Raw genomic sequence first — 14,256 nt, 5'->3', positions numbered from 1 at the left:
GGCAGCTCCATTAATCCCAGCATGGAGTAATGCACTTATGTTCAAGCCGACGCCAAATCCCCCTCACATACCCAGCCACTTGTTCCAGGTTGCCCCCGACGCCACCACCGAAACCTTATTGGTCTACGCCTGCGAATCCCTCGCCTCGGCCAGCGTCATGGCCAGTGACTTCGCCGGGTTTCTCGAAGGCACTCATCGCAACACCATGCTGGGTATCCAGCAGGTCATCATGCTGGGCGAACTGGCGGTGAATCGGGTGCTGGATAACCTCGACGTACCGCCACACAGCTGATCCCTTGTAGGAGCGAGGCTTGCCCGCGAAGACTTTCTAACATTCAACATCTATGTCACCTGACACACCGCTTTCGCGAGCAAGCTCAGCTCCTACAGTTTTGAATGGCGTACACCCGGCGGTCCGAGACTCGCAAAATGTCCGGGAAGAATGTTAGCGTGCTTGGCATTCTCCAAGCCCGACGAGCCGCCTCCAATGAAAAAAACCGTCCTCGCCTTCAGCCGTATCACTCCACCGATGATCGAACGTCTGCAACAAGACTTCGACGTGATCGTGCCGAACCCGAAAAACGGCGACATCAACGCCCAATTCAATGAAGCCCTGCCCCACGCCCACGGCCTGATCGGCGTCGGTCGCAAACTCGGTCGCGCGCAACTGGAAAATGCCGAAAAACTTGAAGTGGTCTCCAGCGTCTCGGTCGGCTACGACAACTACGACCTCGCCTACTTCAACGAACGCGGGATCATGCTCACCAACACCCCCGACGTCCTCACCGAAAGTACAGCAGACCTGGCCTTTGCCTTGCTCATGAGCAGCGCCCGCCGTGTTGCCGAGCTGGACGCCTGGACCAAGGCCGGTCAATGGCAAGCCACCGTCGGCGCGCCGTTATTTGGCAGCGATGTGCATGGCAAAACCTTAGGGATTGTCGGCATGGGCAACATCGGCGCGGCCATCGCCCGTCGCGGGCGGCTGGGCTTCAACATGCCGATTATCTACAGCGGCAACAGCCGCAAGACCGAACTGGAACAGGAGCTCGGTGCGCAGTTCCGCAGCCTCGACCAGCTGCTGGACGAAGCCGATTTCGTCTGCCTGGTGGTGCCGCTCAGCGAAAAAACCAAACACCTGATCAGCCACCGTGAACTGGCGTTGATGAAACCGAGCGCCATTCTGGTGAACATCGCCCGCGGCCCCGTAGTGGACGAACCGGCGCTGATCGAAGCGCTGCAAAACAACCGGATTCGCGGCGCTGGGCTGGACGTTTACGAGAAAGAACCGCTGGCCGAATCGCCATTGTTCCAACTGAAAAACGCGGTGACATTGCCGCACATCGGCTCCGCGACTCACGAAACCCGCGAAGCCATGGCCAACCGCGCACTGGCCAACTTGCGCAGCGCCTTGTTGGGTGAGCGGCCGCAGGATCTGGTGAACCCGCAAGTGTGGAAAGGCTAACTGAAAATGGGCAGGCGTTTTTAAACGCCTGCCCGCTCACTACATACTTTGCAATTCAGTCCAACGTCGTAAAGCAGACACGCACGATAGACTCTCCATTACTTACCCGCCCCTTACGGGACTTAGCTATGGAGAGCAAAAACCTTGAACCCGTCGACAACCGACCAACTCATCAGATACAGCAAAATCATATTGATGGCCTATATCAGTTTCTTTGGTCTGATGGTGATGTATAGCAACTTTACCGACTACGCGACCAATTATGAGTATGTCGGCCACATCCTAAGCATGGACACCACTCGAGAAAATTCAAATCTGAGTTACCGGGCAATTACCTCGCCCATGCTCCATCACCGAATCTACTGGATCATTATTACCCTGGAAGTTATTTCTACCGCTTTCTGCCTACTTGGAACATTCCATCTTTACCGAAACATCGATGCTTCTTCCGAGGATTTTCACGAAGCAAAAAAGTTTGCGATTATCGGGCTACTGGTTGCCATATTTGTCTATTACGTCGGCCTCCAAGTCATCGGCGTCGAATGGTTCAACATGGATGAGTCACAAACCTGGAATGCCAAGGACTGGGCCCGACACATTGTCGATTTTATATTGCCGTTACTGATTTATGTGGCCATCAGGATCGAGCGCTGAGCTGTTCAGCACGATCAACAGGGAACCTCACGCCAATTTTCCGTTTCCCTGCACCATCGACGCCTTGGGTTTACGGAATACCAGCACATTCCCCAGCATTACCAACACCAGCCCCACCAGTGCCGGTGCCGTCCATTGATAGCCTTCGACAAACGCCGACACATTCAGCGCCACCACTGGAAAGAGTACGGTGCAATACGCCGCCCGCTCCGGCCCCATGCGCCCGACCAGCGTCAGGTAGGCGGTGAAGCCGATCACCGAGCCGGGAATCACCAGGTACAGCAACGACCCGATGTAGCGGGCATTCCATTCCATGTCGAACGGGATGCCTTTGACCAGACACCACACCGTCAACATCGCCGCGCCGTAAGCCATGCCCCAGGCATTGGTGGTCAGGGGTTTCAGGCCCGCCTTCTGTTGCAGACTCGACAGCATATTGCCCGCCGAGAAACACAAGGTGCCGAGCAATGCCAGACCCAACCCGAGCAAGGTTTCCGGGCTGGCGGTATGACCGGCCATCTCCGGCCAGAACAGCAGACCAAGTCCGAGCAAACCCAGTGCACCGCCCATCAGTACATTGCGAGCGATTTTCTGACCGAAAAACACCCGCGCATTGAAGGCGTTCCACAAGGTGGCGGTGGAAAACATCACGGCAACCAGACCGCTGGGGATCCATTGGCTAGCGGTGAGAAAACACATGAAATTGATGCAGAACAGGCACAGGCCCTGCGCCAGACAAATCAGATGCCCGCGACGGTTCATCACTTGCAGGCGCCGGCTGAGCAGCAACATCACGAACAGCACCAGCGCAGCGAGGCCGAAGCGATAAACGATCGACACCGGAATCGCTACCACGCCCAGTTGCCATTTCAAGGCAATCCAGGTGGTGCCCCAGATCAGCACGGTCAATAAATACAACGAAAGGTTCATGGTGAAGACTCCTGAATAGGCCTTCAGTGTCCGGCGCGAAACCTTTTTGCACTTGCATAAACTTGCGCTTTTGTCGGCCAGCGGGCTGGCAGGTCAACGTCTACGGAGTAGGATGCAAAGCGTTGGAGAGAACCGATCATGGCCGCACTGGAAACCCTGCAAGTCTTTCAAGCGCTTAACCGCTCGCCCAATGCTCGCCTGGAGCACAGCGCCGAGCTCGGTGACGGCATGGCTGCAGCTTTGTGGAATAACCACCATGACGCCCAGGACTACGAAGCACCGAGTCATCACACCTTGTCCTGCTACATCGCCGGCGGCACCGGCACCTTTCGCCGCGACCAGCCAGGTAACAAGGGCGGCCCGGACAAGCTGTGCATTCTGCCGGCAGACCATCAGTCAGGCTGGGTGATCAATGGCGATATTCGCCTGGCCCACCTGTATTTCAGCCCCGAACAATTTGCCCTTGGCTGCGTCACGCTGCTGGATCGTGAACCGCGGGAATTGCAGTTGCGCGAGCACACGTTCCTCGAAGACCCGCAGCAAGCCCGGCGCTTTCGGCAGTTGATCGCCCTCAACTGGGATGAACCCGGCGAACGCCTGCTCACCAGCAGCCTGGCCCACGAAATGCTCAGCCACGCCCTGCTCAGCCAGGTCGGTGTGCGCCAGGGCTTACGCCTCAAGGGTGGATTGGCGGCGCATCAACGGCGCCAGTTGTTGGAGTTCATCGACCATCAAATGGCCGAAGCGATCAGCCTCGGGCAATTGGCGGGGTTGTGTGCGCTGTCCGAATATCACTTTGCGCGGATGTTTCGTGTGAGCTTCGGTTTGCCACCACATCAGTATGTGTTGGCGCGGCGACTGAGCCGGGCGCGGGAATTGTTGCGCGGAACGTCGCAGCCGTTGGGGGATATTGCATTGGCCTGTGGGTTTGCCAGTGCGAGCCATTTCACCAACCGGTTTCGCCAGGCGTTGGGTGGCACGCCCGGGGAATATCGGCAGGCGTTTTTGCGGTAGCGCTGCAAGTCAGTGGATTTTCGGTGCCTGTGCGGCCGCCTTCGCGAGCAAGCCCGCTCCCACAGGTGACCGCGTTCTCTCAGGGGAATGCGGTTGAATGTGGGAGCGGGCTTGCTCGCGAAGAACGATGACGCGGTCTCCGGATCATCGGATCAGAGAAACCGACCAAGAGCCGATTGCCGGATCCAGGCCCTGCCCCTACAATGCGAACAATTCTTGTTCTCTAACGTATCGAAATACGTCCGGAGCGGTTCCGTTGTCGTCAGCCACTACCGTCGAAGTCCTTTATCACGCCCATCACAACTGGCTCACCGGTTGGCTGCGGCGCAAACTCGGCTGCCCTGACAGCGCCGCGGATCTGGCCCAGGACACGTTCATGCGAGTGCTGACGGCACGGGAAACGCCCCAGATCATCGAGCCACGGGCGTTCCTCACCACCATCGCCAAGCGCGTGCTGTTCAATCATTATCGCCGTCAGGATCTGGAGCGCGCCTACCTCGATGCGCTGGCGCAGATGCCGGAAATCGTCGCGCCGTCGGAGGAAGATCGGGCGATCATCCTGCAAACGCTGATGGAACTCGACCAGTTGCTCGACGGTTTGCCACGTCTGGTCAAACGCGCCTTTTTGCTGGCTCAGCTCGATGGTTTGACTTATCCACAGATCGCCACCGAACTCGGCATTTCCATTGCCACGGTCAAACGGCACCTGAACAAAGCGGCGATGCGCTGCTACTTCGCACTATGAACAGCCCTGCGGATTTTTCCTCTCAAGTCGCCGAGCAGGCCGTGCACTGGTGGATGGAAGTCCAGCAAGGGCCGTTGAACCCGCGTCAGCAAATCGCCTGGCAGCAATGGCTCGATGCTCACGGTGAACATCGGCGGGCTTGGGAACACATTCAACGGGTCAATCAACGTTTGCGCGGTGTGTCTTCACCGCTGGCCCACGCCGCCCTCAACGCACCGAAATCCGCCGGCCGTCGTCAGGTGTTGAAGCTGTTGCTGATTCTCGGCGCGGGTTCGGCGGTCACTTGGGGCATGCGCGAGCACAATCCGCTGACGCCGTTGCTGGCCGACTTCCGCAGCCCGATCGGTCAGCGTCGCAAAGTGCCGCTCGGCGATGGCAGCCAAGTGCAGCTCAACACCGCCAGTTCTGTCGATGTGCGAGTCGAAGGTCAGCAGCGGCTGATCCGCTTGCTCGAAGGCGAAATGCTGCTGACCGCCGCCCAGGCGTTTCAAGTACAGACCGCACAAGGCCTGTTGAAAACGCAAGGTGGGCGGCTGAATGTGCGGCAGTTTTCCGATCACACTCACGTGGCGGTGTTCGAAGGCAGCGTCGAGTTGACGCCCGATGGCGGGTCGCCACGGATGCTGCAAACCGCCCGGCAGTTGAGCTTCGGCGCACGCGGTATCGGCGCTCCCCTGCCACTGGACGCCAACAGCGGCGCCTGGGCCGACGGCATGCTGGTGGCTGCGCACATGCGTCTGGGGGATTTCCTTGATGAACTCGGTCGCTATCGGCGGGGGCAGCTCAATTGCGATACGAACATTGCCGATCTGCTGATCTCCGGGACTTATCCACTGGACAACAGCGAGCGGATTCTTGATCTGCTGGAAATCAGTTTGCCGGTGAAGGTGAGGCGGTTTACGCGGTATTGGGTGACGGTTGAGGCGAAGGTCTAAAAGCCGGATCAAAAGATCGCAGCCTTCGGCAGCTCCTACAGGGATCGGCGTTCACCTGTAGGAGCTGCCGAAGGCTGCGATCTTTTGATCTTAAAAAATATATGAGCCGTTTTTCAGATCTGGCGTGACAGAGAAGGAAAGCCCCCTTGGTTCAACCTTCTCAGGATCGCCCTCCATGCAACCCATTCGCGTCACACCGCTGGCCCGCACCTTGCGCCAACTCTTGCTGGGCGCCAGCCTGAGCTTCGGCGTTCTGCCATTGGTGCATGCCGCTGATGCCAAGCCGTACCACATCGCACCGTCCTCACTGGAGAACGCCCTCAACCAGTTTGGCCGTGAAGCCGGCGTGCTGATCTCCTTTGGCTCACACGTCACCAGCGGTGTGCAAAGTCGCGGCCTGGAAGGCAACTACACCCCGTCGCAAGGCTTGAACACGTTGCTCGAAGGCACTGGCCTACAAGCCCGCGCCGAGGGCAACAATGCCTTCAGCCTGCAACCGGCGGGTGATGCGGCGCTGGAGCTGGACACCTCTAAAGTGGTCGGCGACTGGCTCGGCGATGCAGCGCAAACCAACGTCTTCGAACATCCCGGCGCTCGCGATGTGATCCGTCGCGAAGAATTCGAACGCCAGGGCGCGACTCAGGCCAGGGACGTGCTCAACCGCATCCCGGGGGTCAACGCGCCAGACAACAACGGCACCGGCAGCCATGACATGGCACTGAACTTCGGCATTCGCGGGCTCAACCCACGGCTGGCTTCACGCTCCACGGTATTGATGGATGGTATTCCGGTGCCCTTCGCGCCTTATGGTCAGCCGCAGCTTTCGTTCGCGCCGATCAGCATGGGCAACATGGACGCGGTCGACGTGGTGCGCGGCGGCGGTGCAGTGCGCTACGGGCCGCAGAACGTCGGCGGTGTGGTCAACTTCGTGACTCGCGCCATTCCCGATGAACCGACGGTCAAGGGCGGCTTCCAGACCGAAACCAGTCCATCGTCCAGCCATGACGGCTTCAAAACCACCGGCAACTTGCTGGCCGGCGGCATGGCCGATAACGGCTTGGGCGGCGCGATTCTGTACTCGGGCACCCGTGGTGGCGACTGGCGAGAACACAGCGACACCGAAATCGACGACCTGATCCTCAAGGGTAAATACCAGCTCGATGACGCCAACAGCTTCAACGCCATGGCCCAGTACTACGAAGGAAAGGCGGACATGCCCGGCGGGCTGAACGTTGCCGATTACGACGCCGATCCGTATCAATCGACGCGGCCGAAAGACCAGTTCTGGGGCCGCCGCACGATGTTCAACTTCGGCTATCGCTATCAGGAAGATCGCCGCGAGTTCACCGCCAATACCTTCTTCACCAAGACCCTGCGCAGCGGTTATCTGGACCAAGGCACGTTCCTCTCGCTGTCGCCACGCGAGTATTGGGTCCGCGGTCTGGAAACCCGCTTCGCCCAAGGCTTCGATCTCGGCCCGACCAGCCATGAAGTTGGCGTCGGCTATCGCTACATCAACGAAGCCGGGCACGAATTGCGCTACCGCACGCCGATCGCCAGCAACGAATACCCGACCACTAACAGTCGCAACGACCGCGATACTCGGGGCGGCACCGAGGCCAACGCCTTCTTCGTCGACGACCGGATCGACATCGGCAAGTGGACGATCAAACCAGGCATTCGCTACGAAATGATCGAGTCGCAGCAGACCAACAACCTGACCAACGTGAAATACAAGGGCGACTACAACACTGCCCTGCCGGCGTTGAACGTGCTCTATCACCTGTCCGATAGCTGGAACCTCTACGCCAACACCGAAGGTTCATTCGGCAGCGTGCAGTACAGCCAGATGCCTAACCGGGTGACCAGCGGCGAAGTCAAACCGGAGAAGGCGCGCACCTGGGAGCTGGGCACCCGTTACGACAACGGCGCGTTGCGGGCAGAGATTGGTGCGTTCCTGATCAACTTCGACAACCAATATGAAAGCAATCAAACCAACGACTCGGTGATCGCTCGAGGCGAAACACGCCACCAAGGCATCGAAACCAGCATCAACTACGCCCTCGACGACTTGAGCCCGGCGCTGGCCGGTTTCGATGTGTACGCGACTTACGCCTATGTGGACGCGACCATCCGCGAAGACGGGGCGAACAAGGGCAATCGTGTGCCGTTCTCCTCGAAACATAAAGGCACGGTCGGCGTCGGTTATACCGAAGGGGCGTGGAAACTGAACCTGGACAGCAGCTACCAGAGTGACCAGTTCGCTGACAACGCCAACACCTCGGCCGAAAGCGCCGATGGCAGCACCGGCAAGATTCCGGGATACATGTTATTCAGCAGCCGCGCGGCGTATGACTTTGGGCCGAAGTTGTCGGACCTGAATGTGGCCGTGGGGGTGAAGAACATCTTCAACCACCAGTACTTCACCCGCTCGTTCGATGACAACAATAAAGGCAAGTACGTGGGGGAACCGCGGACGGTGTATGTGCAGACGTCGGTCGCGTTTTGATTCAATGGCGGCTAGCGCACACCCTTGTGGCGAGGGGGCTTGCCCCCTCACCACAGCAAGCTCCCTTGCTACAGAAATCTCTAAATCCAGAAACAAGAACGGGCCTGCATAAGCAGGCCCGTTTTTTAGGTGGAGAGAAAGTGGGAAGGTAAAAAGTGAATCAGGCCTCAGCCGTTTTGTGCAGCCTGTTCGTTCTCGAGAAACTCGTCTTCCAGCAGCGCATCGGCGGTAGGCCTTTCGAACGGCACCACAGCGGCACGTGGTTTACCTCGCAGTTTGCCGAACAGATGTTCAAGCGCATGTTCGAGTTTTTCGGCCGCACCGTCGATCGCCAGTTCCAGGTTAGCGGCTTTATGGGTGACAGAAATCGGTTGGTGGCCTTTTGGCCGCGCTTCCAGTTGGCAGCGCATATCGTGGGGACCGGGCTTGTCGCCGTTCTCGTCCCGCAGGTGGACCTCGACGCGGGTCAGGTCCTCTTCATAACGTTCGAGCGTGCTCTCAATGGTAGTACGTACCCACTCCTCCAGTCGGATGCTGCTTTGAATATGGTTATCGCTATTGACTTGGATTTGCATAGTTCATCCCTTATTTCAGCTAGCTCGCGAGAGGCCCTTCGGCTGGCCCTTGGGCTTCATCACCGTGACCTCTTGGTTACACAATCGGTGTGCGCGCAGAACATTTCAACCCCTAAAAAAAGATAAATATTCATTCGCAAAAAAAGCCGGACAACGGGTAAAAGCGCTGTTAATGTCGGGAGTTGGGTCGCATCGCTCTCCAGTCATAATTGCTCACATCTGCCGCTCCGCCAGCGGGTGCAGACTACGAAATATCCCCGCCTCTTCCACCAGCCAGTCATGCACCGCGCGTACGCCCGGATGGCTCAGCGCGCCCGGCGCATAGAGCAGCACGTAACGCTTGTGATTGGGCACCGCCAGGCCAAACGGCACGATCAACGTCCCGCGCTCCAGTTCATCGTTGAGCAGCGTTCGCCGCGCAATTGCCACGCCCATACCGGCAATGGCCGCTTCGATGGTCAGGTGATTACGATTAAAGGTATGCCCGCGCCGCACATCCGCGCCCTCGAAGCCGATGGCGTTGAGGTAGAACTCCCACTCTGCGTATTCGTAGCTGCCACGCCAGGCGGTGATGTCGTGCAGCAACGGAAAATGCACCAGGCCCGCCGGCCCGTGCAGTGGCGGCCTTCCACGCAACAGGCTCGGGGCACACACCGGAAAGATCTGCTCATCCAACAAGGCTGTGGATAACAATCCGGGATAACTGCCGTCGTTCAGGTCAATCGCCAGATCGAAGTCGCCTTCGTGCAACGGAACACTGCTGTCCTCTGCCACCAGCCGCAGCTGAATATCCGGAAAGCGCTGTTGCAAACGCGGCAGGCGCGGGGTCAGCCATTTGCTCAGGAACGAGGGGATCGAGCGCAACCGCAAAATCCCGCTGATCATTCCCGCATCCAGTCGTCGCAATTCCGCATCGATGCTGCCGTAGGCTTCGTTGACAGTCATAGCCAATCGCTGGCCTTCGGCGCTCAATTCCACACCGCGGGCGCGGCGATGAAACAGGCGAAAACCTAGCCGCTCTTCGAGTTGGCGAATTTGCTGACTGACCGCACCCGGCGTGATGTGCAGTTCTTCGGCGCAACGGGTGAAGGACAAGTGCCGCGCGGCACACGAAAACACGTGCAGCCAGACGTAGGTCTGGGCGTGCAATTGGCGACTCATTGTTTAGTCCTGCTAAAGGCTGTCTTAGGAAGTTTCGTTGGTCTTGTAAGACCGAGGTTGGCAGTATCGCCGACATTGCGCTTGTCCTACAAAAATGGCAGCGATTTCTCTTCCATTGCTTGTATAGGCTTTAGCATGGCTATCAGTGTTTTCGATCTCTTCAAAGTCGGCATCGGTCCGTCTAGCTCCCACACCGTAGGCCCGATGCGCGCCGCCGCAACCTTCGCCCAAGCATTGATTGACCACGATTTACTGGCCGACGTACGGCGCGTCGAAATCCGCCTCTATGGTTCACTTTCCGCCACCGGCGTCGGCCACGCGACCGACCGTGCCTGCGTCATGGGCTTGATGGGCGAATGGCCAGACAGCATTGAACCGAATTCAATCGACAGCCGAATCCAAACCTTGCGTGAAACCGGCGAACTGAGTCTGGCCGGCAAATCGACCATTGCCTTCAACTGGCAGCGCGACCTCCTGCTGCTCGACGAGAGCCTGCCCTACCACCCTAACGCCATGTCTCTGACAGCCTTCGGCGAAACCGGCGAGCTGTTCGAGCAGACGTACTACTCGGTGGGCGGTGGTTTCATTATCGAAGCAGCCGAAGCCGAGTCGGGCATTGCGCCGGCCAGCGATGTGGTGCTGCCCTACGATTTCTCCAGCGCCGCCGAATTGCTCAAGCTCTGCAGCCAGCACGGTTTGCGGGTTTCCGAGCTGATGATGGCCAACGAACGGGCCTGGCGCAGTGACGCCGAGATCCGCCAGGGGTTGCTGCATATCTGGTCGGTGATGCGCGAGTGCGTCGAGCAAGGCTTGCGTCACGAAGGCATCTTGCCCGGCGGTCTGAATGTTCCGCGCCGCGCCGCGAAATTACACCGCAGTCTGTTGGAAATCGGCAAACCGAATGTCATCAGCTCCACCCTGTCAGCCATGGAGTGGGTCAACCTGTTCGCCCTCGCCGTGAACGAAGAAAACGCGGCTGGCGGACGCATGGTTACCGCGCCTACAAACGGGGCGGCGGGGATCATTCCCGCCGTGTTGCACTACTACATGAAATTCAACCCGGACGCGTCGGACGATGACGTCGTGGCGTTCTTTTTGGGCGCCGCGGCCGTAGGCATTCTCTGCAAGAAAAACGCCTCGATCTCTGGCGCCGAAGTCGGCTGCCAGGGGGAAGTCGGTTCCGCCTGTGCCATGGCCGCCGCCGGCCTGGCCGACATCCTCGGAGCGACTCCCGAGCAACTGGAAAACGCCGCCGAAATCGGCCTGGAACACAACCTCGGCCTGACCTGCGACCCGGTCGGAGGTCTGGTGCAGGTGCCGTGCATCGAGCGCAACGCAATTGCTGCCGTGAAGGCGATCAACGCCACGCAAATGGCCCTGCGCGGCGACGGCAAACACTTCATTTCCCTGGACCGGGTAATCCGCACCATGCGCGATACCGGCGCCGACATGCACGACAAATACAAAGAAACTTCACGGGGCGGCCTGGCTGTCAGTTGGGTGGAGTGCTGAGGAGCACTCCCTGACCGTCCGTATTACGTGAGCCCGAGCAAGAATAATAACGAGGCAAAAACGATGACCGATGTACGTACACCTGCTGCCGATAATCCTGCTGTAGATCTGACCCGCAATAGCGAAACAACCCACAAAGGCTGGAGCAAACACGACACCACCTGGATGCTTGGCCTCTATGGCACGGCGATTGGTGCTGGCACGTTGTTCCTGCCGATCAACGCCGGTGTCGGTGGTTTTTGGCCATTGCTGCTCCTGGCGATTCTGGCGTTTCCGATGACCTTCTTCGCCCACCGCGGCCTGACGCGCTTCGTGTTGTCCGGCCGTTCCGGGGACATTACCGAAGTGGTGGAAGAACACTTCGGCGTCGGTGCCGGCAAGCTGATCACGCTGCTGTATTTCTTCGCGATCTTCCCGATTTTGCTGGTGTACAGCGTGGCGCTGACCAACACCCTGAGCAGCCTCATGGAGCACCAGTTGCACATGACCCCGCCTCCTCGGGCGATTCTGTCGCTGGGGCTGATTCTCGGCTTGATGGCCATCGTCCGTTGCGGTCAGAACGTCATCGTCAAATGCATGAGCGTGCTGGTTTATCCGTTCGTTGCGGCGTTGCTGCTGCTCGGTGTCAGCCTGATCCCGAACTGGAACGGCGCATTCTTCGCCACTGCCAGTGAAGGCATGCCACTGCCGCTGTTCTTCAAGACCTTGTGGCTGGCGATTCCGGTGATGGTGTTCTCGTTCAACCATTCGCCGATCATCTCCGCTTTCGCCGTCGATCAGAAACAGCGTTACGGCGAGCAAGCCGAACGCAAAAGCAGCGGCATTCTCGCAATCGCTCACGCCATGATGGTCGTCACGGTGATGTTCTTCTGCTTCAGCTGCGTGCTGGCGTTGTCCCCGGCTGATTTAGCCGCTGCGAAGGCGCAGAACATTTCGATCCTGTCGTACCTGGCCAACCACTTCCAGACACCGGTCATCGCTTACGCCGCGCCGTTGATTGCGCTGGTGGCAATCACCAAATCCTTCCTCGGCCATTACATCGGCGCCAGCGAAGGCTTTCAGGGCCTGATCGTGAAAAGCCTGCGTGGCCGTGGCCGCGTCATGTCCGCCAGTTGGCTGAACCGCCTCACTGCGCTGTTCATGATCCTCAGCTGCTGGGCCGTGGCAACCTTCAATCCGAGCATCCTGGGCATGATCGAAACCCTCGGCGGGCCAATCATCGCGTGCCTGTTGTTCCTGATGCCGATGTACGCCATCCGCCGCGTGCCGGCCTTGCGCCAGTACTCGAATCAGGCTTCGAACGTGTTCGTGGTATTGATCGGTTCGATTGCACTGTCTGCGATCATCTACTCGTTCATGCCCTGAAACGGGCAGGCAAAAAGAAGGCGGGCCAGGGTGCCCGCCATTTTTTTGCCGTGTTCATTACCCCATCGTTCTCCCGGCATGCCCCTTGCTTTGCCCCTGTAGGAGCTGCCGCAGGCTGCGATCTTTTGATCAAAAGATCGCAGCCTGCGGCAGCTCCTACAAAAGCGATGATGGCGATATGGCTAGGGAATGGCCGATGGTCTGGTGTTGCGAACTAATCCCGATCATGGCCGGTCAACAACTGCACGTTCAATCAGGCGGTGACGCATCATGGACAACCCCTTTCAACTCATTACCGATGCCTTTGCACCGGATTATCAAGTCAACCTGAGCATTCAGGGGCTGGACGGCAGCATCATGCTGACCCTCTCCAAAAGTGGCCGGGTGGTGGCCAAACGGATGATCAGCGCCCAACAACGCAATGATCCCAAGCGCCTCAAACGCCTGGTGCAAAGCATTCAATTCGGCATCGCCATCGAACAGGGCCACAGCGCCGTGGCCATCCTCGAAGCCATGACCGACGGCGATAATCGCAACCCGCCGCCGCCCTTGGTCAAATCCCGACCCCGACCTTCAATGGGGCTTTAAATCTCGCCCTTCTCCACTTCGGGATGCTCACCGGAACCCGCACCGATCTTGCGCTGCGGGTGTTCGATCTTCACCGAAGGAAACTGCGACGAGGCATAACGCACCACCAGAATCGCAAACGCCAGCAGCAGAATTCCGCCGCACAGGTAGATGATCCCCAGGTCCGGCGGATTGTGGTGCGAGACGTTGGAGATCAGCAGCCGCGTCAGCGCGGTGATCGCCACGTAGATCAAGAAGCGCACCGGCATGTGGTTGGTCTTGAAGTAAATCCCGACCATCGCCCCCAGTTCCAGGTAGATAAACAGCAGCAAGATGTCATCGATCTTGATGTGCCCCTGTTCGAGCATTCCGAGAAATTCCATCACCGCCGCCCAAGCGGTTACTGCACCGATGGCGAACAGCGCCAGGTAGTGGAAGGTCTCGACGAACAGGTTGCCCAGGGACTCGGCCAGTTGGTGCACGTTTTGCCGCAGGTTCTCGGCCCAGTTGATTTTCACTTTGATTGTTCCTTAGCTCGGTTCGAGCGGATGATGCGGGTTTGACGTGACGGTTGTTCTGCATGCAGAAAAAAGGCCAGATGCTGTTGGGTGAGATGATGGCTGCGTGACATGAGACACGTTGGCGGTGTCTAGACGGACGCCTTCGCGGGCAAGCCTCGCTCCTACAGGGATGGTCCGACACAAAACCTGAGCAAGGCTTGCCCGCGAATGGGAGTAACGCGGTCCACCTGACAAACCCTGAATTCGGTCTACATTAAAAAGCCACTACCCAAAGCGCAGGGATTCGCTTATCCTTTTAGCTGTATA

The 14,256-nt window shown here is 58.6% G+C and carries 14 protein-coding genes; 10 read left to right on the top strand and 4 right to left on the bottom strand.

The genetic code is table 11. From position 1 onward, the window contains the following. Positions 1-37 precede the first annotated feature (37 nt). From ACYZT2_RS05985 to ACYZT2_RS05975, 3 genes are all read left to right on the top strand, one after another. On the top strand, positions 38-292 hold the full coding sequence (locus ACYZT2_RS05985) for a DUF6124 family protein (protein WP_461970925.1): 255 nt from the start codon (positions 38-40) through the stop codon (positions 290-292). Positions 293-487: 195 nt separating this feature from the next. Then, positions 488-1,462 (top strand): 2-hydroxyacid dehydrogenase, encoded by a 975-nt coding sequence (locus ACYZT2_RS05980; RefSeq protein WP_461970923.1) that lies wholly within the window; start codon positions 488-490, stop codon positions 1,460-1,462. Positions 1,463-1,606: 144 nt separating this feature from the next. Continuing rightward, positions 1,607-2,116 carry a DUF2165 family protein gene (locus ACYZT2_RS05975; RefSeq protein ID WP_461970921.1) on the top strand — a complete coding sequence of 170 codons (510 nt, stop codon included), beginning with the start codon at positions 1,607-1,609 and terminating at the stop codon, positions 2,114-2,116. A gap of 27 nt (positions 2,117-2,143) precedes the next feature. On the opposite strand, the gene ACYZT2_RS05970 is transcribed toward ACYZT2_RS05975, so the two are convergent. Further along, entirely contained in the window at positions 2,144-3,046 is a 903-nt protein-coding gene (locus ACYZT2_RS05970) for a DMT family transporter (protein ID WP_461970919.1), read from the bottom strand. A gap of 138 nt (positions 3,047-3,184) precedes the next feature. On the opposite strand from ACYZT2_RS05970, the gene ACYZT2_RS05965 reads away from it, so the two are divergent. From ACYZT2_RS05965 to fecA, 4 genes are all read left to right on the top strand, one after another. Then, positions 3,185-4,060, top strand: a complete 876-nt coding sequence (locus ACYZT2_RS05965; RefSeq protein WP_461970917.1) for a helix-turn-helix transcriptional regulator — start codon at positions 3,185-3,187, stop codon at positions 4,058-4,060. Positions 4,061-4,316: 256 nt separating this feature from the next. After that, a complete protein-coding gene (locus ACYZT2_RS05960) occupies positions 4,317-4,805 on the top strand; it encodes a sigma-70 family RNA polymerase sigma factor (RefSeq protein WP_461970915.1) in 489 nt (162 codons plus the stop codon). After that, positions 4,802-5,740 (top strand): FecR domain-containing protein, encoded by a 939-nt coding sequence (locus ACYZT2_RS05955; RefSeq protein WP_461970913.1) that lies wholly within the window; start codon positions 4,802-4,804, stop codon positions 5,738-5,740. Before ACYZT2_RS05960 ends, ACYZT2_RS05955 begins: the two co-directional genes overlap by 4 nt. A gap of 175 nt (positions 5,741-5,915) precedes the next feature. Continuing rightward, positions 5,916-8,249, top strand: a complete 2,334-nt coding sequence (gene fecA / locus ACYZT2_RS05950; RefSeq protein WP_461970911.1) for a TonB-dependent Fe(3+) dicitrate receptor FecA — start codon at positions 5,916-5,918, stop codon at positions 8,247-8,249. A gap of 167 nt (positions 8,250-8,416) precedes the next feature. Here the strand turns inward: fecA and ACYZT2_RS05945 are convergent, their stop codons facing one another. Both ACYZT2_RS05945 and ACYZT2_RS05940 read right to left on the bottom strand, forming a co-directional pair. Further along, on the bottom strand, positions 8,417-8,824 hold the full coding sequence (locus tag ACYZT2_RS05945) for an HPF/RaiA family ribosome-associated protein (RefSeq protein ID WP_008070486.1): 408 nt from the start codon (positions 8,822-8,824) through the stop codon (positions 8,417-8,419). A 213-nt stretch (positions 8,825-9,037) separates the two neighbouring features. Next, positions 9,038-9,985, bottom strand: a complete 948-nt coding sequence (locus ACYZT2_RS05940; protein ID WP_461970909.1) for a LysR substrate-binding domain-containing protein — start codon at positions 9,983-9,985, stop codon at positions 9,038-9,040. 135 nt (positions 9,986-10,120) lie between these two features. Between ACYZT2_RS05940 and ACYZT2_RS05935 the strand changes: the two genes are divergently transcribed. From ACYZT2_RS05935 to ACYZT2_RS05925, 3 genes are all read left to right on the top strand, one after another. Further along, positions 10,121-11,497, top strand: a complete 1,377-nt coding sequence (locus ACYZT2_RS05935) for an L-serine ammonia-lyase (protein ID WP_461970907.1) — start codon at positions 10,121-10,123, stop codon at positions 11,495-11,497. Positions 11,498-11,560: 63 nt separating this feature from the next. After that, positions 11,561-12,862 carry a serine/threonine transporter gene (locus ACYZT2_RS05930; protein WP_461970905.1) on the top strand — a complete coding sequence of 434 codons (1,302 nt, stop codon included), beginning with the start codon at positions 11,561-11,563 and terminating at the stop codon, positions 12,860-12,862. 270 nt (positions 12,863-13,132) lie between these two features. Next, positions 13,133-13,450 carry a DUF3509 domain-containing protein gene (locus tag ACYZT2_RS05925; RefSeq protein WP_461970903.1) on the top strand — a complete coding sequence of 106 codons (318 nt, stop codon included), beginning with the start codon at positions 13,133-13,135 and terminating at the stop codon, positions 13,448-13,450. On the opposite strand, the gene ACYZT2_RS05920 is transcribed toward ACYZT2_RS05925, so the two are convergent. Next, positions 13,447-13,947 carry a phosphate-starvation-inducible protein PsiE gene (locus tag ACYZT2_RS05920; RefSeq protein WP_007903272.1) on the bottom strand — a complete coding sequence of 167 codons (501 nt, stop codon included), beginning with the start codon at positions 13,945-13,947 and terminating at the stop codon, positions 13,447-13,449. The genes ACYZT2_RS05925 and ACYZT2_RS05920 overlap by 4 nt on opposite strands. Between the last annotated feature and the right edge of the window lie 309 nt (positions 13,948-14,256).

Source organism: Pseudomonas sp. MDT1-85 (genome assembly GCF_054898065.1).
The sequence above is the reverse complement of the archived record's forward strand: the minus strand, read 5'-3'. Positions and strand labels throughout refer to the sequence as shown.